General features: G+C 44.7%; 18 protein-coding genes. 11 read left to right on the top strand and 7 right to left on the bottom strand.

All coding sequences use genetic code 11. The annotated features are described in order from the left end of the window. Window positions 1-16 precede the first annotated feature (16 nt). Complete coding sequence (locus tag QT998_RS15685) at window positions 17-649, bottom strand: class I SAM-dependent methyltransferase (RefSeq protein WP_333116525.1); 633 nt, start codon at window positions 647-649, stop codon at window positions 17-19. Window positions 650-683: 34 nt separating this feature from the next. Continuing rightward, on the bottom strand, window positions 684-1,634 hold the full coding sequence (locus QT998_RS15680; RefSeq protein ID WP_333092212.1) for a cephalosporin hydroxylase family protein: 951 nt from the start codon (window positions 1,632-1,634) through the stop codon (window positions 684-686). A 443-nt stretch (window positions 1,635-2,077) separates the two neighbouring features. On the opposite strand from QT998_RS15680, the gene ftsH3 reads away from it, so the two are divergent. Further along, entirely contained in the window at window positions 2,078-3,916 is a 1,839-nt protein-coding gene (ftsH3, locus tag QT998_RS15675) for an ATP-dependent zinc metalloprotease FtsH3 (protein WP_333092211.1), read from the top strand. Window positions 3,917-4,090: 174 nt separating this feature from the next. On the opposite strand, the gene QT998_RS15670 is transcribed toward ftsH3, so the two are convergent. Continuing rightward, the gene (locus QT998_RS15670; RefSeq protein WP_333092210.1) at window positions 4,091-4,732 is read right to left on the bottom strand and encodes a hypothetical protein; all 642 of its coding nucleotides are present in this window, start codon (window positions 4,730-4,732) and stop codon (window positions 4,091-4,093) included. Between the two features lie 179 nt (window positions 4,733-4,911). After that, the gene (locus QT998_RS15665) at window positions 4,912-5,103 is read right to left on the bottom strand and encodes a hypothetical protein (RefSeq protein ID WP_333092209.1); all 192 of its coding nucleotides are present in this window, start codon (window positions 5,101-5,103) and stop codon (window positions 4,912-4,914) included. 144 nt (window positions 5,104-5,247) lie between these two features. Between QT998_RS15665 and QT998_RS15660 the strand changes: the two genes are divergently transcribed. Both QT998_RS15660 and QT998_RS15655 read left to right on the top strand, forming a co-directional pair. Continuing rightward, window positions 5,248-5,886 (top strand): bifunctional 4-hydroxy-2-oxoglutarate aldolase/2-dehydro-3-deoxy-phosphogluconate aldolase, encoded by a 639-nt coding sequence (locus QT998_RS15660; RefSeq protein ID WP_333116522.1) that lies wholly within the window; start codon window positions 5,248-5,250, stop codon window positions 5,884-5,886. 101 nt (window positions 5,887-5,987) lie between these two features. After that, window positions 5,988-6,509: a L,D-transpeptidase gene (locus tag QT998_RS15655; protein WP_333116520.1), complete on the top strand. Its 522-nt coding sequence runs from the start codon at window positions 5,988-5,990 to the stop codon at window positions 6,507-6,509. A gap of 131 nt (window positions 6,510-6,640) precedes the next feature. On the opposite strand, the gene QT998_RS15650 is transcribed toward QT998_RS15655, so the two are convergent. Both QT998_RS15650 and QT998_RS15645 read right to left on the bottom strand, forming a co-directional pair. Further along, entirely contained in the window at window positions 6,641-7,468 is an 828-nt protein-coding gene (locus tag QT998_RS15650; RefSeq protein ID WP_333116518.1) for a YwqG family protein, read from the bottom strand. Between the two features lie 129 nt (window positions 7,469-7,597). Further along, window positions 7,598-9,187 carry an Hsp70 family protein gene (locus tag QT998_RS15645; protein WP_333116568.1) on the bottom strand — a complete coding sequence of 530 codons (1,590 nt, stop codon included), beginning with the start codon at window positions 9,185-9,187 and terminating at the stop codon, window positions 7,598-7,600. A 210-nt stretch (window positions 9,188-9,397) separates the two neighbouring features. On the opposite strand from QT998_RS15645, the gene QT998_RS15640 reads away from it, so the two are divergent. The 5 genes from QT998_RS15640 to QT998_RS15615 all read left to right on the top strand — a co-directional run bounded on the left by QT998_RS15640 (window position 9,398) and on the right by QT998_RS15615 (window position 14,322). Then, window positions 9,398-10,084 (top strand): CPBP family intramembrane glutamic endopeptidase, encoded by a 687-nt coding sequence (locus QT998_RS15640; protein WP_333092203.1) that lies wholly within the window; start codon window positions 9,398-9,400, stop codon window positions 10,082-10,084. 396 nt (window positions 10,085-10,480) lie between these two features. Continuing rightward, the gene (locus tag QT998_RS27535; RefSeq protein ID WP_442921571.1) at window positions 10,481-10,765 is read left to right on the top strand and encodes a glycosyltransferase; all 285 of its coding nucleotides are present in this window, start codon (window positions 10,481-10,483) and stop codon (window positions 10,763-10,765) included. Window positions 10,766-11,005: 240 nt separating this feature from the next. Beyond that, complete coding sequence (locus QT998_RS15625) at window positions 11,006-12,376, top strand: O-antigen ligase domain-containing protein (RefSeq protein WP_333116514.1); 1,371 nt, start codon at window positions 11,006-11,008, stop codon at window positions 12,374-12,376. Between the two features lie 411 nt (window positions 12,377-12,787). Further along, window positions 12,788-13,546: a WecB/TagA/CpsF family glycosyltransferase gene (locus QT998_RS15620; protein ID WP_333092200.1), complete on the top strand. Its 759-nt coding sequence runs from the start codon at window positions 12,788-12,790 to the stop codon at window positions 13,544-13,546. A 332-nt stretch (window positions 13,547-13,878) separates the two neighbouring features. Further along, complete coding sequence (locus tag QT998_RS15615) at window positions 13,879-14,322, top strand: DUF4079 domain-containing protein (RefSeq protein ID WP_194008195.1); 444 nt, start codon at window positions 13,879-13,881, stop codon at window positions 14,320-14,322. A 57-nt stretch (window positions 14,323-14,379) separates the two neighbouring features. On the opposite strand, the gene QT998_RS15610 is transcribed toward QT998_RS15615, so the two are convergent. After that, complete coding sequence (locus QT998_RS15610; RefSeq protein ID WP_333116512.1) at window positions 14,380-15,276, bottom strand: alpha/beta fold hydrolase; 897 nt, start codon at window positions 15,274-15,276, stop codon at window positions 14,380-14,382. Between the two features lie 593 nt (window positions 15,277-15,869). Here QT998_RS15610 and QT998_RS15605 point away from each other — a divergent pair. The 3 genes from QT998_RS15605 to feoB all read left to right on the top strand — a co-directional run bounded on the left by QT998_RS15605 (window position 15,870) and on the right by feoB (window position 18,985). Next, window positions 15,870-16,238, top strand: coding sequence for a FeoA family protein (locus QT998_RS15605; protein ID WP_333116509.1), 369 nt, complete (start codon window positions 15,870-15,872; stop codon window positions 16,236-16,238). A 162-nt stretch (window positions 16,239-16,400) separates the two neighbouring features. Beyond that, window positions 16,401-16,643, top strand: coding sequence for a FeoA family protein (locus QT998_RS15600; protein ID WP_194067931.1), 243 nt, complete (start codon window positions 16,401-16,403; stop codon window positions 16,641-16,643). Further along, entirely contained in the window at window positions 16,643-18,985 is a 2,343-nt protein-coding gene (gene feoB, locus QT998_RS15595) for a Fe(2+) transporter permease subunit FeoB (RefSeq protein WP_333116506.1), read from the top strand. The genes QT998_RS15600 and feoB overlap by 1 nt, the downstream gene beginning before the upstream one ends. Window positions 18,986-19,235: the final 250 nt, after the last annotated feature.

Below are 19,235 nucleotides of genomic sequence, written 5' to 3'. Positions count from 1 at the left end.
CACACAGTAAATTTTTTCAAAAAGGAGATGCTCCCACTCGGTAAGCCAGCCAAAACCCGTTTCCTACCTTGCTGTCGGGATCTTCGGTACCTAGCAGTTGCCAATTCACAGCCGGAATGCCGTCATTAGCTGTTTTGAGATTCTCAAAGAATTTTCTTAGAGTTGTTGAGGTAAATTTCCAGTAGTGCCCGCCTTTACCACCATATAAATTCTCCGCTGGAGCAGTCTCGATCGTCCATTTTTCTCGGTGTGCTTTAATTAATTGCCCGTAGGTAGATAGGGGGCGATTGTCTCCGGCGAGAGCATCCGGCTGGGGGACAATCATCACCACATATCCCCCAGGCTTGAGAACTCTTTGCCATTCTAATAAAGCAGATATGGGATCGGGAATGTGTTCAAATACGTGACTGGATAAAACAAAATCCTGGCTGTTGTCTTTGACAGGAATGTTGTCTGCTTCGCCGTACATATCGATCTTTGTCGGTTGCTCTCCCATGTTAACTTGGTTGTCTTGAAACAAATCTTCGTCAAATTTTGGAGCAACATTAATTGCATTCACTCCGTAGGGATTGTGCGAGGCTGCTCCCAGTTCGACTCCTGAGAGTCCTGTCAATAACTGGAGGGTTGGTTGGTGCAGTGGAAATTTCATGGCAATCTTTGAGTTGCAGTACAATTTTAAATATTTAGCGTCGAATCAAGAATCCAGCAGTTGCAAAAGTAAAGCCAAATTTCTGTTCGCGCAAATCATCTCTTTGATAATCATCAGGGTAAATGGCAAAATATTCTTCCATTGCTTCGTATGGCCCTTCTCCCCATCCGGGCAAAACTGGGTGTCCGTTTATATTGCTATCTTCAACTACGACGTAATCGCCTGTTTGCAGTAGCGGTCGCAGCAGTTGCATCTCGCCCAAAACGTGCTGCTTTTCATGGTTGCTGTCCAGGATAGCAAATATCGGCCCGGGAAATTCTCTGCGTAATTCGACTATTCTTTGAGAAACTTGAGGGGCGGTTGAGGATGACAGCATTAACTCGATGCGGGGATGATTTCTCACTTGGGGATTGAGAGATGTATGGTCAATATCTACCGAAAACACTTGAGATTTATTATTGATTTTTTCAAGGAGCGAGGCAAAAAATAAAGTACCTCCACCATAGAAACTGCCAAATTCTACGATCAAACTAGGTTTCAAATCCCAGATGATTTCTTGGTAACTCCACATATCGCTGGGAGATTTTAGTGCTTTGACTCCTGCCCATGTGGTGGTATTCCAAATTTGGTTGTTGTAGTACCACAAATGATAGCGCAGGCTTGCGTCTGTTGTCGAAGCGAGCTGATTTTTTGAGAGTTGATATTTGATTTTTCCCAACAAACACAAAGCATCTGAATTGTCTGGCTGACTGTCAAGAATTTTGGTACAAATTAACTCTGCCTGAAAGTGGTCGCCACAATTATATAAATTAGTTGCCACTATAATATTATCTGCGAGGTTGTGCATATCAGTTAAAAAGCCAGTTATTTCAATTTTCCTATGCGGCGTTTTTTCTGTGCCGAAGATGGCGATCGCCTCATGTATATTTTTTCTCAATACCCCAGCGCTCAAACTGCTGTCAGCTTGGTAGAGTACATCAGCCAACCGCATCCGCACTCAGAAAATCTGAACTGTTGCCGCGCTGAGTCAGGTAGTTGCCGGGGCTTCACTACCGCTATACATTTGTTCTGCCTCAAAAACAGCAAGAGATTGCACCCATATTACCTCTAACTCAAGCATCGATCGCGATGCGCGCTTGATTGAGACGACGATCGTCCATCTCCCTCTTGGCCTCAACTCGTTACCCACTCAATCGGCACATTGACAAAAATCACTCGATCGTGTAAGCAAAAATTTACCTTTTGCGAGGAAAGCATTTCATCACCTGACGCAGTGAAGCCACGTTCGGTTTCCACCACCATGCAAGCAAGATCGCCCTAACGGGGATTCTTGCAGGCCGCAAACAAGTTACAATTACGTTAAGATTGATGAACATAAATAAAAAATCCCAAACTGTAGGGACTAAATAATTAGGAGGATCGACCTCGGTGAATAAACGGTGGAGAAACGCTGGACTGTACGCACTGCTGGCTATTGTAGTCATTGCCCTAGCCACGGCATTTTTTGACAAACAGCCCCCAAGCCGGGAAGTTTGGAAGTACAGCCAATTCATTCAGGAAGTAGAAGGCAAGAGAGTAGACAAAATAAATATCAGTTCCGATCGCAGCAAAGCCCTCGTAACGGCTCAAGATGGCAACAAGGTACTCGTCAACCTGCCGAACGACCCCGAACTGATCAACATCCTGACCAAAAACAACGTAGACATTTCAGTTCTGCCCCAAAGCGACGAAGGTTTCTGGGTAAAAGCCCTCAGCAGCCTGTTCTTCCCGATCCTGCTGTTAGTGGGACTGTTTTTCTTGGTGCGGCGCGCCCAAAACGGGCCCGGCAACCAAGCCATGAACTTCGGCAAATCCAAAGCTAGAGTTCAAATGGAACCTCAAACTCAGGTGACATTCGGCGACGTAGCCGGCATCGAACAAGCCAAGCTAGAACTCGCAGAAGTCGTGGACTTCCTGAAAAATGCCGATCGCTTCACCGCAGTCGGAGCAAAAATCCCCAAAGGCGTGCTTCTGGTAGGCCCTCCCGGAACAGGCAAAACCTTGCTCGCCAAAGCAGTTGCTGGCGAAGCAGGCGTTCCCTTCTTCTCGATTTCCGGTTCAGAATTTGTGGAAATGTTCGTAGGTGTGGGTGCTTCCCGCGTCCGCGACTTGTTTGAACAAGCTAAAACCAACGCTCCTTGTATCGTATTTATCGATGAAATTGACGCGGTAGGCCGCCAGCGGGGAGCTGGTTTGGGCGGCGGTAACGACGAACGGGAACAAACCCTGAACCAGTTGCTGACCGAAATGGACGGTTTTGAAGGCAATACAGGCATCATTTTGATTGCTGCTACGAACCGCCCCGACGTGCTGGATGCTGCGCTGCTGCGTCCGGGCCGTTTCGATCGCCAAGTTGTGGTCGATCGCCCCGACTTCGGAGGCCGCCTCGAAATTCTCAACGTTCACGCCCGCGGCAAAACCTTGTCGAAAGATGTGGACTTGGAAAAAATCGCCCGCCGCACTCCCGGTTTCACCGGTGCCGATTTGGCTAACCTGCTGAATGAATCGGCAATTTTGGCAGCCCGCCGCAACTTGACCGAAGTCTCGATGGATGAAGTCAACGATGCGATCGACCGCGTGCTCGCCGGCCCGGAAAAGAAAGACCGCGTGATGAGCGAAAAGCGCAAAACCTTAGTAGCCTACCACGAAGCCGGTCACGCTTTAGTCGGTGCCCTGATGCCTGACTACGATCCAGTGCAGAAAATTAGCATTATCCCCCGCGGCCGCGCTGGCGGTTTGACTTGGTTCACACCGAGCGAAGATCGGATGGATTCTGGCTTGTATTCTCGCTCTTACTTGCAAAATCAAATGGCGGTAGCTTTGGGCGGCCGCATTGCTGAAGAGATTGTCTTCGGGGAGGAAGAAGTCACGACTGGCGCTTCCAATGACTTGCAGCAAGTGGCAAGAGTAGCGCGGCAAATGGTAACTCGCTTCGGAATGAGCGATCGGTTAGGCCCTGTAGCTCTCGGTCGCCAACAAGGGAATATGTTCATGGGTCGCGATATCATGGCCGAACGGGACTTTTCTGAAGAAACCGCTGCCACGATCGACGATGAAGTCCGCTTGTTGGTAGAGCAAGCTTACCTGCGCGCTAAAGACGTGCTGGTTGGCAACCGCCACGTCCTAAACTCCTTGGCAGATATGCTAATAGAAAAGGAAACTGTGGATGCTGATGAATTGCAAAATTTGCTAGCCAACAGCGATGTCAAGATGGCAACAATTGCCTAATTGATTTGGGATTTAAGATTTAAAATTTTGGATGGAATCTAAAGTTTGAAATCAATAATTGGGGTGATTCTGGGATTGTCTGGAATCGCCCCAATTTTTTATAGTAGGGTGCGTCGCTGCGACAATTCTCGCTATTTGCAGTTATCCCAGAGGGACGCACCCTACCCCTACCTACTAAACCTTGATTGTCCTGCCTGATTTTGGCTGACGAGCTTTGGCAACAACGGCACTGCTCATACTTTTTACCATTAGCAATAACATGACCGACAAACCCAGGCCTACTACATCATTAAGCAAGAACAACCATAAAGGCTCTATTTCTGGACTCTGCCTCTGCATTCTTGAAAATTCACGGTTCAACATATTTGAGGCAATAGTTAAAGCATAAAACCCTCCGATCAGGGGATTTATATACTCGGCAAACTTTGCTAATTCTCCCCCTTCCTGATTAAATCTGTTGGCAAATGTTGAGAGTGCATTCCAAATTCCCCATATACTGTATATCGGTATGAGAAATCTTGCCATCGCTCCTCCTGGGGTGATAGGATAATCATTGAAAAGAACCTTGAGATCGACGTGCAAGCGATATAGCCAGACTAGAAAAAGCACGAACAAAATCAAGGCGACAAGAATTGTAACAATCAACAAAATCTGCTGCAAACCTTGAAGTGGCGCCTCAATCGTTGGTGCAATTGCTTTCACCGAAGTTAAAAGCAGGGAAACGACGTTTAACGAGACGTTAGCCCAAGCGAACTGCATTAATAATCGACTAACTCCGTGGGACTTGAGAGGAGTAGCTGCATCAGAATTCTTCATTAGGTCTCCCAGAAAATTTGCCGCAGGAGGCTGCACCCACAGCAGACACGACTATATTAGTTTACATTTTTTTGTAGAGAGCAGCAACGGGTAACTTCTTCCCAAGGAACTCTTGGTTCATCTTTTCTAGATTCAATAGTCAGACAGTCGTAAACATCCTCCCAAAGTTCGCCGTGCTTCTAGAAGTCAAGTAGCACCGCAATTTTTTCGCCTTGAGAATCAACTAAAAACTGAAAGTCTGTCGGTTCGCCACATTCGGCCAGCACGTCGGCCCAAAATGCACTGTGTTCTTTGAGGTCAACAATTGCAGCGGTTTTGTTGCCTAGATTGTCTGTTAAAAATTGCACGCCGCGCATATTGTAGTTTGGCATATATCGGAGTTAGTAATGTGTACTAAAATTATATGGGAGTCAGAATGATATGAGTGTCAAATTTAAGCTCGTTCCCAATTTAAAATCCTTCGACTGAGCGATCGCACCGAAGTCTAAAATCTAAAATCTAAAATCTAAAATTGTATGAATCGTCAATCTTGGTTGGCACAACTCAAAAAACACCGCGCCATCGCCGTGATCCGTTCCTCCGAAAAGGAACTCGCTTGGCAGATGGCATCAGCGGTAGCAGTAGGCGGATTTTTGTTTATTGAAATTACTTGGAACACTCACAAAGCTGCTGAATTAATTGCCGAACTCCGCTCGGAATTTCCTACTTTTAGTATTGGTACTGGCACTTTATTAAACTTAGAACAGTTGCAGGAAGCCATAGATTGCGGCGCTCAATTTTTGTTTACTCCGCACACAGATGTAGCTATGATTAAAACAGCAGTTGATGCCGGAGTGCCGATCGTCCCCGGTGCTTTTTCTCCCACGGAAATTGTGACAGCGTGGCAAGCAGGCGCTACCTGCGTTAAAGTGTTTCCGATATCGGCTTTGGGAGGCGCAGCTTACCTGAAAAGCCTGCAAGGCCCTCTGGGACACATTCCTTTGATTCCCACTGGCGGGGTGACAGTGGAAAATGCGAAGGTATTTATTGACGCTGGGGCGATCGCCGTTGGTTTGGCGGGAGACTTATTTCCCAAACACTTAGTGGAAAATGGAGATTGGCGGGCGATCGGTCAAATTGCCCGAACTCTTACCAAAAAGTTAACAACTTGTTAAGCCCTCTTTCCCAATCTAAAATCTATAATCTACAATCTAAAGTAGTACAAGCTAATCTAAAATCTACAATTTCAAGTCTAAAATCGTTTTGGGTGTGAGGAATGAACAGCATTATCAACTCAACTTACTTTCGCCGCGCCGGCATTTTCTGTGCCGGCTGCGCCCTCACAGTTGCTGCATTTTGTGGCGGGCAAAATCCTGCAATTGCCGGCTCGCAGCACAACAAAATTGCCAATAGAATTATGCAGTTGCAGCAGTCCAGTCAGCGCTGGATTGAAATTGATTTGTCAAGACAAAGATTAACAGCTTGGGAAGGAAGCAAACCTGTTTATGCGGTGACTATTTCCAGCGGCAAATCATCGACTCCCACCCGCACGGGAACCTTTGCCGTTCAAACCAAATACCGCGTTGCCAGAATGACAGGGCCGGACTACGATGTGCCCGACGTTCCCTATACAATGTATTACGACGGAGGAATGGCAATTCACGGCGCTTACTGGCACAATTTGTTTGGCAATCCCGTCACTCACGGCTGCACGAATGTAGCTGTAAATCACGCTAAATGGCTGTTCAATTGGGCCTCGGTGGGGACACCCGTGGTTGTGCACAAATCTGAAATTTAGACCCTTGGGCATTGGGCATTGGGCATTGGGCATAGTCAAACACTATTCAATCTGTTAGAACCCCTACTTCTTAAAGAAGTCGGGGTTCTGGGTACTATGTTTTTTTAGGTGTGCTTACTTAACTGCTGCTTTTAACAACAATCCCAATTGTATAAAACCTTACTAAAATCTAATTCTCTGAGTGCTGATTCATTAATAAAAAAGTTACCGACACCACTGTCTCCCCACATGATATCTACTGTCTCATTGGCATCGGTATCCATTTGGAATAGAAGAATATCTAGCTTTTGTTTTTGCTCAGATGTATTACTATATTTTCTTGCGTCGTCTTGTGTAAAATAAGGATAACCACCTATTTTATGACCAAAGGAATGCGATATTTCTCGGTACTCATCCTCAATTTCAGGGTTCATAAATAACTCTTCAATTTCCGCTCCTAAAATTTGTGTAAATTGGTAGTCACTGGTACTAATCGGCGCATATTTTTTAGTAAATTGCAAGCCGTAACAGCTCTGAACAGGAAAATATTCTGGTTCCGGCAAAAAATCATAATTGGTAATGATGTTTTCAACTTTGAAGTCGGGCTGAGGAAAATAGATTATTTTGAATTGGTCTTCGATTGTATGATTATCTGCATTGGCAGAATTGTCCAAATTTAAACCATATAGGTCATCGTCAGCTATATAAAACTGCAAAATTCCGCGATCGGGAAAACCATCTAAAGGCAGTATTTCATCAAAGTTGAGTTGTGCTAGCAAGAATAAATATTTACCGTCAGGAGTTTTTGGATACTCAAAGCCTTTAGGTAAATAGGGCAATCCCCCAAATTTACTCTGCCACAAATTAACCCGAGCATTATTCTGGATTTTAATTTCAATGTAAGGTTTAATGGTAGCTTCGATTCGGTCGCGATACTTTTCTAGTTCGGGAGAGAGTGGAAATTCTAGTTTGTAGTTCATCTGCTTTTAATAATTTTAGTCATGGACACACTCCATCAAAGAAACCGGGTTTTTCACTTAATCTGCGGGCTGCAACGAAGGATTTTCGTAAAAAACCCGGTTTCTGAGATCCCATGCGTTCAGGAATGCTTAACTTAGCTGCACCATGGGTTTATCCTCCAACAAAGTTTGATTTGTCAGCAAATCTTCCACGGTAATGCGTAAAAAGCGCTGTTCGTCAACGCGAAACAAAATTTTGACGCGATCGCCCCCCGGATACCCCGGCGGTGTCAATTGCGCGATACTGCGAGCTCCATCTTTGTCATTTAGCGGCTGTACCGAGGTTTGGCCCGCGATTTGGCGAGTAATAAGCCTGTCGCCGTCAAAATATATCTCCGTGCCGCCAGTTTCCGCTCCCAATTCACCGATAATTAATTCAATACTCGGCTGATTTTCTAAAGAAGCTCCCAAGACTAATTCTACCGGTTCGCTCATCGGATAAGACTGGCCGGATTTGATTAAACTGTGCCAACTGTGGCAATTTTCGCGGCGGTTCCAGTAGCGAATTCCGTAACTGTGATAGAGAAAATCTTTGATTTCTATGCCTTGACTCAGTTGCAGAGCACCTTGGGCGATCGCCTCAAAGGGTTTGTCGCACCGAATCTTTGCCGGCTCGAAATATTGCTCCACCCAACGCTTTACGGCGGGAATTTGAACAGTACCGCCAACGAGCAAAACTGCATCAATGTCGTCAATTTCTAAGCCTTGGCGGCGCGCTTGCTGCAATACTTGATTCATGCACTCGTCGAGGTTGTCAAAAAACTGATGTTCGGCGAGGATAGATTCAAAGCGCGATCGGTCTAATTCTAATTCGTAACTCTCAAAATTTTCATCATCAAAATAAACTTCAACCGCCTGATTTACCAAAGATAACTGAATCTTTAACCGTTCTGCCAATCTCGTTGTAATCGGAGATTTGGCCAGCCCTTTTGTTTTGACAAAATAGTCAACCAGCCAATTATCAATATCCGAACCGCCCAAATTTTGTCCGGCTTTAGCCAAAACCCGAGCAACTTTTGCCTTTTGTGCGGAAGATTCAGCTAATAATTTTTCGCCCCATTTGAGCAGAAAACCCAGGGGCTTTTGGCCAGCAGAAATGTCGAGGCGCACTAAAGAAAGGTCGAGAGTTCCGCCGCCGAAATCAATGACTAAGAGAATTTCGCGATCGGCTAAACCATAGCCCAAAGCAGCCGCCGTCGGTTCGTCCAACATCCGCACCTGTTCTACTTGCAGAGATTCAGACACTTTACCCAACCAATGGCGGTAAGCTTCAAAACTATCTACAGGCACTGTAAAAATCAAAGAATCTACCGGCAAGGGCAGTTCGCGAATTGAGCTGACAATTTTGCTCAAATACCACTCACCTACTCGTACAAAATCCACAATTTGCCCGTCTAGTTCCGGCACAAAACCCTGAACCGAAGTGCCAATTCCTCGCTTGAAATTGCGGAAAAACCGAGAATCTCCACTCAGATCGAGACCTCTGTCGCGGACTTGTTGACCGAGTATTATTTTATTTTGAGCAGCGTCCTCAACGTAGAGCAAACTGGGAATTAGGGGCGGGTTTTGAGCTGAGATTGCCGACAATCCCGGTAATTTCAAAGTTTCTGGCTGCTGGATGGCCTGATTCCAGCGAGCGACGACGGTGTTGCTAGTTCCAAAGTCAATGGCGATCGTCATTGGGCCAAAATACACAGCTATTAGGGATTAGATTATATTATGGTATTTTGAGCCGCAAATGCAAAGAGGCGATCGAATTGTTCTTACATGAACATTTTGTTGCAACTGAAAAGGCACGCCACTTTGATAAGCGGCACAAAACTCCCCTGTCTGCAGCAGCCAAGCTTTTACCTTCGATCTCAATACAATTTTTCAAATGTAGCGTAAAAAATGCTGGATAATGGCGATCGCAAAACAGCACTCTTAGCTATCACATTGCTTGTCCCTGCCGCCAGTATTGGTGCAGTAACAGCATTGTATATTGGCGGAAGCTGGGGACAAACACTGTCAGTTTTGTGTCAAGTTTGGTTGCTGGTTTTTCCGATCGCGTGGTCTGTTTTTGTCGATTGCATTAACCTGCGTTTCTCCCTCCCCAAGCGCCGAGAATTGCTGGCTGGAGCTGTTTGGGGAATATTCATGTTTGCGGTGATTGTGGGTATCTACAGCCTTTTCGGTCAGCACTGGATCGATCCTGTAACTGCTAAAGAAAAAGCGCAGCAATTGGGTATTAGCAGCCCTAATATTTACTTGATAATTGAAGCATATTTTGTGCTAGTTAATTCACTGATTGAAGAATTTACTTGGCGGTGGTTTGTCTGCAACAAATGCCAGATTTTGATACCTGGAAAAAAAGCAATATTTCTCAGTGCATTATTTTTCACCCTCCACCACATTTTTGTAATCGCAGCCTACAGCGATTGGCACGGTGTGATTTTAGGCTCATTAGCTGTCTTCGCCGCCGGAATAATTTGGTCGCAGTGTTATCTGACTTATCGTTCGCTTTGGTCTAGTTATATCAGCCACGCGATCGCCGATTTAGCGCTAGCAATTATTGCTTGGCAAATTCTTTTTAAATAGCTAATTTTTTAGCGATAATCGCTGGTAATTATACAGTGAAATTTTACATTTTATCCAACTAGCTCTCCCGACTAATATCTCCCGCAATGATCAGACATAATTTATTTGCGAATAAGCGTTTAAAGTTCCAAATTCGTACTGCCCTACCGCAGACTTGTCCGCAGGAGTATCTGTGTTTTCCAAAAAGCATTTTTTTTATTATAGAACCCATTTGACATCTTTTGTAAAATCCTTACAGAGCAACTATTCTAGCCTAAATCTAGGATTTTACTGATTCGGCCCAAACCTAGTTGTGGTAATAAGTCTGGAATAGATGTCAAATGGGTTCTATAGTTATGAAAATTACTTTTGTCCTTTCTACCCTCGGTCTTACGGGTGGGATGAGGGGAATATCCTGTGGCGTATTTGCCGCTGCCACCTGTTACTGGGTATAATAAAGAACCTAGACAAGACCAACTCAAAGAATTTTACAGAAAATGCGATGCTTGGCTGTTTTCCAGCAGCTCCGAAGGCTTCGGTTTGGCAATTTTAGAAGGGATGGCTTGCGGTAGGTACTCCAGTCATCGGTACGACCGTTGGTGCAGCTCCAGAATTGCTGGCTGGCGGGGGCGGAATCCTGGTCAAGCCAGAAGACCCAGAGGATATGGCAAAGGCGATCGAGTAAATTTGTCAGTTATCTGATGCCGAATGGCGGGTAATGTCCGAGACTGCTTTGGAAACGGTGATCAATTATACTTGGAAGGATGCGACCGACCTATTCTAGGCTGCACTGGACACGGCTCTGGAAGGTCAGCCACAATTAACGAAGAATGCGTAAAATTGAGGTGGATTTAAAAGCTCGGGGTTGGGCGATCGTTTAATCGAGAACTTCGATCGGGCAAATTGAGTTCTCTTTCTGCAATTTTACTGCAAAAAAAAACTATGGTTGCATTAATCCCAATTGCTCTGTTCGGCTGGCTTCCGATCGTTTTTTATCTGTTTGTGAGATTTCCGCCTCACCGGGCGGTAATTATCAGTTTTATTGTAGCGTGGCTATTTTTGCCACAAGCTTCTTATCCCATCCCCCTGTTGCCGCCTTATGACAAAGTTTCGGCATCTTGCTACGCAATTTTGCTTGCTACTATTGTCTACGATACTTCGCGCCTCACCACTTTTAAGCCCGGTTGGCTAGACGTGCCAATGGTAATTTGGTGTTTGTGTCCCATTCTTTCACAAGTTACTAATGGCGGCAGCCCGATTTCTCCGACTTTCACCCAAATCGTTACTTGGGGTCTACCTTATTTTGTAGGACGCTTGTATTTCGGTAGTTTAGACGGGCTGCGACAACTAGCGATCGGCATGTTTGCCGGTGGGTTGGTCTACATTCCTTTTACTTTAATTGAAGGAGTTAAAGGCCCAATTCTGCACCAAATGGTTTACGGTGTCAATGCCTTTGAGGACTGGGGTCAAGCAAGGCGTATGGGGGGGTGGAGACCGGTAGTATTTATGCAGCACGGTTTGATGGTGGGCGTGTGGATGATGACAGCCGCCTTAATCGGAGTTTGGCTTTGGCAAACTGGGACGCTGAAAAAGTTTCAGGGCCGCAACATCAAGACTCTAGTAATTGTATTAACTATTGCTTTTTTCTTGTGCCGTTCTACTGGCGCTTACAGTTTATTTGCGTTCGCATTAATCGTATTATTTTCAGCGAAATTCTTTCGCACCTCTTTGCCCCTGTTATTCATAATTGGATATATAGCATTTTATCTTTACATAGCAGCATCGGGTCAATTTTCTAGTCACGACGTGATTGACTTCATCACTCAAATATTTGGCGAAGAACGAGCATCCTCTCTGAAGTATAGATTTGACATGGAAGAAATATTGGGGGCAAAAGCACGGCAAGCATTTATTTTTGGTTGGGGAGATTCGGGTGGAAACCGCGTGTACAACGAGTACGGTAAAGATATCTCGGTGACCGACAGTTTATGGATTCTTGCATTTGGGGTCCACGGTGTAGTCGGTTTAGCTAGTTTATTTTCTTCATTGTTGCTTCCTGTTGTCGTCTTTTGCCTGTCCAAGTATCCCGCCAGAACCTGGGCTCATCCCAAAGTAGCGCCCGCTGCGGTCTTGGCAGTGTCCTTAACTATGTACGTGTTTGACTGTGTTTTGAACGCTATGGTTAACCCGATTTTTGCGGTCATTGCTGGAGGACTATCGAGTTTGCTTTTAAAAGCTCCAGAAAGTCTTAAAACCAAGAAAACCATGTCCCCGTCCAGAAGAAAGTCGTTGGTTCACCAAAAATCAGGATGATTTTGAGGAAGGCGAGCCGATCGCACTCACAGCTTAAATATATCTGGCATTCGCTGCATACACAAACTAAAAAACCTACCTTTTTTGCCCCAAACCTAGTTCGGGAGTTGCGCTCTCTTTCTCAATTGCTCAACATTAATTTACAATCTTTTAACTATTCGCACGAAATAGTCTTGTTTAGAAAATTGTGCTGCGAATTGTAAACAAAAAAAATGGCTTGATACACTTTTTGCTAAAACTAGGTGATTCTTTACACAATCTTTAAAATTCATTACTAGACAGGTAGGGTATACGGGCATATACTGAATAAAGTATATTCACCCCCCGCGCCCAAAAAATGAAAATACGAGGTTGCCGTGTGGGTTAGAGTTTGACTTGCCGTTTAATATAAAGGGTGAAAGGAAATAACAAATGAAAACCGTTAATTTATTGAATGTCTCCATAGATAACCTGTCAATAACAGAATTGTTTGAAAAACTCGATAGCGAAGGCGGTGTTGTATTTACGCCCAATGTAGACCACTTGATTAAGTTGCAGTATGACCGGGACTTCTATGAAGCTTACAATCAATCTAGTTATCGAGTATGCGACAGTCAAATATTGATGTATGCCTCAAAATTCTTGGGTACCCCAATTCAAGAAAAAATTTCAGGTTCGGACTTGTTTCCTGCATTTTATATGTATCACAAGGATCGCGAGAACATGAAAATATTTTTGCTCGGAGCGGCTGAAGGTATTGCGAAGAAAGCCCAGGAAAAAATTAATCAAAAAATTGGCAGACAAATAGTCGTTGAAGCACTTTCTCCTTCTTTTGGATTTGAAAAAAATGAGGAAGAATGCGAAAAAATAATTGACGCTATCAATAAATCAGGAGCTACAGTTCTGGCCATAGGAGTGGGATCTCCAAAGCAAGAGAAGTGGTTGATTAAATACCAGAGCAAATTTACACATATCAAAATTTTCTTAGCCGTAGGTGCAACCATTGATTTTGAAGCTGGTTGCAAAGCAAGATCGCCCAAATGGATGAGCGAAGTTGGCATTGAATGGGCGTACCGACTGTTAAGCGAACCGAGAAGGTTGTGGAAAAGATATTTGATAGACGGCCTGCCTTTTTTTCGATTAATAGTCGAACAAAAATTAGGGTTTTATAAAATGCCTTTCTTTCATTGACAGCAAAAACACGAAGCTAGAATGGTAAGGATGCTCCTCAAAACTGGATTGACAAATCATACCATTTTAGATTTTAGATTGAAGAATTGGGAATGATTTACTGAAGATTAGTTTGGAGTTTGCCTGTAGTTGCATTTTTGGGAAAATTGGTATCAATAACGTCAATAAAGCTGAGTATGAGCTTTAGCGTTTGACTTCGGGTTTGTAAGAAAGATGCAAGCTGTGGATAGCCCGATCGCCCTTTCTGCCAAAAATCTGCATTTTTTGCTGGACAATGCCAGTAAAATCGGAAGGAAACCTTTTTTGGAAATCCCTAATTAGGGATGCAACGGATGAATCTGCCTTCTTTCTTGTGGTTGTGGAAAATAGCGGCTTGGTCAATGGGTATTTCCCTCTTAGCTTACCTGTTGCTGGCCGTTACTGGAACATGGATGTTTGCCGCCCGCAGTACCAAACAGCAGCGCCCAAAATGGCTGCGTCCCTTTCATTTGGCGACTGGTACGGGAATGGCGACTTTGGTAATTTTACTGCTGGGAATTGGCGTAGTCGGTACGCTGGGATACTACGGAAATTTGGGTCACTCAGGTCATTTACCGGCCGGGTTAGCTGTGGTGGCTTTGGTGTTGGTTTCTGTTGGGAGTGGTTTGCAAATTGGCCCTAAACATCCTTGGGCGCGCCCCATCCACATTGGCACTAATATATTTTTAGGTGCTGGATTTGTGACTGTGTTGCTCACGGGATGGACGATCGTACAAAAATACTTACCGAAAGTTTAATGTTAGTAGTAAGGACTTCAGTCCTGTGATAACAGATGCGGACTGAAGTTCTCATTACTAACCTGCTGCTTTAGCTGTGAAATCTAAGATATGTTGAGCGGTAATTTGCGGTTTTTCTAGGTGAGGAACGTGTCCGCAATCCGGTATCCAAATTAATTGAGAATTGCCGATCGCACTTTCAAGCTTTTCCGCATCCGCCGTCCCCAAAATTCGGTCTTGTTTTCCCCACAAAATCAGCGTTTGCTGCTGAATTTGCGAGATTTTCCCCCCAAAACCTCCGTAACCGCCGCTTTTGGTAAAAGCAATTAAAGCTTGATTCCAGTTAGGCGTTTCTAAGTGCAAAGCAGCGCAAGTTTGAGCATCCCTCGTAGCAAAAGTTCGATCGAAATAAGCATTGACGCTAATTTTTTGGCGGATTTTAGGGTTTCGCAAAAATGAAGTTGCCAAATATCCTAAAGGAGGAATGAGAAATTTTCCCTTGTTAGAAGTGACGGCAAAACCTGCACTGTCGATCAGCACTAATTTTTTGACAGCTTCGGGATAATTGAGGGTAAAATCAATTGCGGCAGCACCTCCCATCGATGCGCCAACTAAGATTACAGGCTGCGAAATTAGCGATTTCCAAAAATAGTAAAGATGAGTGCCAATTGCCATTGCGCTAAATGCCAAATCCGCCCCTCTTTCTGTAAAGCCAAAACCCAATAAATCGATCGCCCAAGTTTCATTTTTTTCAGCAAGCAACGGCAGCAGGCGGCGAAATTCAAATACGGAACTGTCGAAGCCGTGAATTAGCAAAATCGGCGTGTTGCCGCTCCCCTGACGCACGTAAGTGGTGGCTATTGGCTGCGAGCTCAGCGGGGTTGTAATTGCTGACTGTTGAATGCTTTGGGCTAAGGCGATTGAGGTAGATTCTGTGAGTTGTGCGATCGACTTTGGCAGAAAACTTGCTGGCATAATTCTTGATAAATTGTTAATTCCTAGCGGCGGTGTTCCCGCGATCGCCCGAACACTTAAGTATAGCCTTTCTCAAAAAGGTAACAAGTCAGTCGATTTTAGATTTTAGATTGGGGGATTGGGGAGATTGGGGGATTTAGCGGTCAATACCTCATTTTTCGCTCGAATTGGTATATATATGCTCGATCGGCTTCTAGGACTTGGGTCGATCGCCCTGTAGTCTCACTCCGTCCGGCTAAGGCTGAGTTTGTTAAGCAAATGCTAAAATATTTGACAATTGTTGCTAATAATTTCTTTTTCGTTTACTATGCTTAAGGACAACAGGTATTGGTTGCTAGTGATTGCAGCGCACATGAGTATCTAACGCGCATCTAACGCAAGAGACATAAAACTAGGGGCCCGCGAAAAATCTGCCTAATTATTAGGCCTGGAGAATAGTATTTTCCGAACTATTCAACGGGAAATAGTTCGCTAGAACCGGGAATTTAGCCCTGTCTGCGATCGCGAGCCGAGCGTATTGAGAATATATCTCAAGTTGCTGGACAAGCCAGTCCAAGCAAGAAGTTACTAAAGTCGATCGACTTCCAAAACAGATGAAACAACAATACAGCCAACAAAACCAAGAGTCAAACCCCGGACATTTCAAGGGTTTTACCTTTTATGGAGAAACAGCAGAAGCCTCAGAAACCGAAAACAGCACAGAAGCTCAGATAGAAGTTCAACCAGACTCAGCCAAGAGTAAATCATTCCCCCTAGCAATGGCAAGCGTCGGCGAAAAGCTGCGAATAGTCACACTCAGGGGTTCAGAAGGCTATGTGCGTCGCCTCATCGGCATGGGATTTGTCTCCGGTACCGAACTTCAAATTATCAGCCACTCCGGCGGTTCGGTGATTGTGGCAATTGGCGAAAACCGCATCGGTTTGGGCGCAGGTATGGCACAAAAAATTATGTGTACGAATTAGGAAAAGTGCCATAAATCTACAGCAATCCTATTTGATTTGCGAACATTTTTTGAAACTGCCGGGGCATCAGAAAAAATCGAGATATTCACAAATGCTGAGAGGGTTGCTGCCTTCAACAAGTTGATTTAATTTGTACAAATTTAGGCTAAATCAAAACAACAAATGAACGACAAAATACAATTGGGAGATTTAGCTGTTGGTAGCACAGGCAAAGTGGTTGGCTATGAAAAAACAGCCCGCGGCTACAAAGGCAAATTGTTAGCAATGGGATTGACACCGGGAACCGAATTTACTGTCACTCGCCACGCACCTCTAGGAGATCCCGTAGAAATCCTAGTGCGGGGTTTCAAGCTCAGTTTGCGGAAAGATGAAGCCAAAACCCTATTTGTAGAGGAGATGAAATAATGGCCAAGCAAATTATTGGATTGGTGGGCAATCCCAACTGTGGAAAAACTACCTTATTTAACGCTTTGACAGGTGCTAACCAGCGAGTGGGAAACTGGCCGGGAGTAACCGTCGAACGCAAAGAGGGAAAATATACTCATGATGGTTTACCAATTACGATTGTTGACTTGCCGGGAGTTTATTCTATAGATGCCGAAGATGGAGATACGGGCCTTGATGAATTGGTAGCGCGAGATTATTTGCTATCTGGCGAAGCAGATGTGATTGTTAATATTATTGACGCTTCCAACTTAGAGCGCAATTTGTATCTCACCACCCAAGTCTTAGAGATGCGCGTGCCGATGATTGTAGCGCTAAATATGATGGATGTTGCCAAAGAACGGGACATCCGAATTGATGTTAACAAACTTGCAGAACGATTGGGCTGTATGGTTGTGCCGATGAGTGCTTCGTCAAATGACGGAGTGTCTCTGTTGCGGGATGCTGTGAATAAAGCGCTACAAAAGCCGATCGCACCATCTGCCTATGTCGCTTATCCGGCTGTCATCGAAGATGCGATCGCCCAACTCATCCCGCATATTGAACAACACAGCCCCAATCGTCAAGTAGATGCCCGCTGGACAGCCCTGAAACTATTAGAATATCAGGATGAAGTCGCCCCAGAACTCGCAAACAAAGACTTAGAACAAATAGTCGTCCCCCACCGCCGCAGAGTCCACGAAACCCTCGATGACGACTTAGATATTATCATCGCCGACAGCCGCTACACCTACATCCGCACCCTCACCCAAGGCATAGTAGAATCTTCCAGAGAAGTCAAAACCAACATTTCCGATAAAATCGACCAAATTGTGCTCAATCGCTGGTTAGGCATCCCCGTATTCTTGATGGTGATGTACTTAATGTTCACCATTTCGATTAACGTTGGTGCAGTGTTTATCGACTTTTTTGACATCTTGTTAGGAACAATCTTTGTAGATGGTTTTGCTCAGGTTTTAGAAAGCCTCAATTCCCCTGGATGGTTAATCGGAGTGCTGGCAAAAGGTGCTGGTGGCGGCATTCAAACTACATCGACTTTTATTCCTCAAATTGGGATGATGTTCCTGTGTTTGTCAGTGTTGGAAGACTCTGGCTACATGGCGCGGGCAGCCTTCGTCATGGACAGATTAATGCGATTTGTCGGACTTCCCGGCAAATCCTTTGTACCGATGATGGTAGGTTTTGGCTGCAATATTCCCGGAATCATGGCGACGCGGACATTGGAAAATAAGCGCGATCGCATGATGACGATTATGATGAATCCATTCATGTCTTGTAGCGCCAGATTAGCAGTTTACGCCTTATTTTGCGGCGCATTCTTCCAAGTCGGCGGGCAGAACATGGTATTAGGGCTTTATTTATTAGGAATTTTAGCAGCAGTCTTCACCGGATTAATCTTAAAAAACACCATCCTGCAAGGAGAAGCTGCACCCTTTGTTATGGAACTGCCACCCTACCACATTCCCAAACTCAAAGGCGTACTGCTGCGGACTTGGGACAGACTGAAGGCTTTTATCAAAAAGGCCGGAATTGCGATCGTCCTCATGGTAATTGTACTCGGATTCATGAGCTCCGTCGGCACAGATGGTTCCTTCGGCAAAGAAGATAGCAAAGATTCAATTTTGAGCGCAGTTGCCCGCTCAGCAACACCAATATTTACTCCGATGGGAATTACCAAAGAAAACTGGCCGGCCACCGTCGGATTACTAACAGGAGTATTTGCCAAAGAAGTAATGGTTGGCACCTTAGACTCTCTCTACACCCAACTATCCGACGAAGAAAAAGCAGCAAGTGCAGAACCAGAAAAACCAGAGGAACCCTTCAGTTTTTGGGGTGGCGTTAGCAAAGCATATCTCAGCATTCCAGAGAATATCGCAAAACTTCCCGGTCAACTTTTTGACCCATTGGGCTTAAGTTCCGCCAATATTACAGACCAAAAACAGGCAGAAGAAGATCAAGGTATTTCTAGTAGCACCTACGGACAAATGTCGCAAAGATTTGGTTCCAATCACGCAGCCTTTGCTTACTTATTGTTTGTATTGCTGTACTTTCCTTGTGTTTCGGCAACGGCTGCATTGTACCGCGAAACTAATTTAGGTTGGACAATATTCGCCTGTGCTTGGACTACTGGTTTAGCTTATTGGGCGGCGGTGCTCTATTATCAGGTTGTGACCTACGCAGAGCATCCAGAATCTTCAATTATTTGGTTAGTGACACTAGCAATAGCTATGGCCCTGACACTGGCAGGATTAAAAATGGCTGGTGCAATGCGTCCCAAACGGCGCGAAGCAATAAGTCAGTAGTTAGTATTCATTAATTGTAGGGTGCGGAGCCATCAAAAATCCCTAAATCAAGATCGCAATCTCACATATCCGCACCTTACAAAATAGATTGATTCGGACAAGCAAAATTCTAGCTGAGATTGTCTTTTGGGTGGGGCGGGTTTACAAGATTATTTATTTTTGCTATAAATTGCCTGTGAACCAGCCCCTACAAACCATAAAATTATTAACCAATCAATTCAGAAAAACAACATCCCAAAATTCTGTTGGG

Origin of the sequence: Microcoleus sp. S1D4 (assembly GCF_036700765.1) — a bacterium.
In the GTDB taxonomy this organism is placed as follows: Bacteria; Cyanobacteriota; Cyanobacteriia; order Cyanobacteriales; family Microcoleaceae; genus Microcoleus.
The sequence above is the reverse complement of the archived record's forward strand: the minus strand, read 5'-3'. Positions and strand labels throughout refer to the sequence as shown.

Bases quoted from the DNA above. Each gene is read 5' to 3' on its own strand.
- QT998_RS15615 (WP_194008195.1), top strand. From the start codon at position 13,879: ATGAATCTGCCTTCTTTCTTGTGGTTGTGGAAAATAGCGGCTTGGTCA.
- QT998_RS15665 (WP_333092209.1), bottom strand. From the start codon at position 5,103: ATGCCAAACTACAATATGCGCGGCGTGCAATTTTTAACAGACAATCTA.
- QT998_RS15640 (WP_333092203.1), top strand. From the start codon at position 9,398: ATGCTGGATAATGGCGATCGCAAAACAGCACTCTTAGCTATCACATTG.
- QT998_RS15605 (WP_333116509.1), top strand. From the start codon at position 15,870: ATGAAACAACAATACAGCCAACAAAACCAAGAGTCAAACCCCGGACAT.
- QT998_RS15685 (WP_333116525.1), bottom strand. From the start codon at position 649: ATGAAATTTCCACTGCACCAACCAACCCTCCAGTTATTGACAGGACTC.
- QT998_RS15660 (WP_333116522.1), top strand. From the start codon at position 5,248: ATGAATCGTCAATCTTGGTTGGCACAACTCAAAAAACACCGCGCCATC.
- feoB (WP_333116506.1), top strand. From the start codon at position 16,643: ATGGCCAAGCAAATTATTGGATTGGTGGGCAATCCCAACTGTGGAAAA.
- QT998_RS15620 (WP_333092200.1), top strand. From the start codon at position 12,788: ATGAAAACCGTTAATTTATTGAATGTCTCCATAGATAACCTGTCAATA.
- QT998_RS15655 (WP_333116520.1), top strand. From the start codon at position 5,988: ATGAACAGCATTATCAACTCAACTTACTTTCGCCGCGCCGGCATTTTC.
- QT998_RS15650 (WP_333116518.1), bottom strand. From the start codon at position 7,468: ATGAACTACAAACTAGAATTTCCACTCTCTCCCGAACTAGAAAAGTAT.
- QT998_RS15625 (WP_333116514.1), top strand. From the start codon at position 11,006: ATGGTTGCATTAATCCCAATTGCTCTGTTCGGCTGGCTTCCGATCGTT.
- QT998_RS15645 (WP_333116568.1), bottom strand. From the start codon at position 9,187: ATGACGATCGCCATTGACTTTGGAACTAGCAACACCGTCGTCGCTCGC.
- QT998_RS15610 (WP_333116512.1), bottom strand. From the start codon at position 15,276: ATGCCAGCAAGTTTTCTGCCAAAGTCGATCGCACAACTCACAGAATCT.
- QT998_RS15600 (WP_194067931.1), top strand. From the start codon at position 16,401: ATGAACGACAAAATACAATTGGGAGATTTAGCTGTTGGTAGCACAGGC.
- QT998_RS15670 (WP_333092210.1), bottom strand. From the start codon at position 4,732: ATGAAGAATTCTGATGCAGCTACTCCTCTCAAGTCCCACGGAGTTAGT.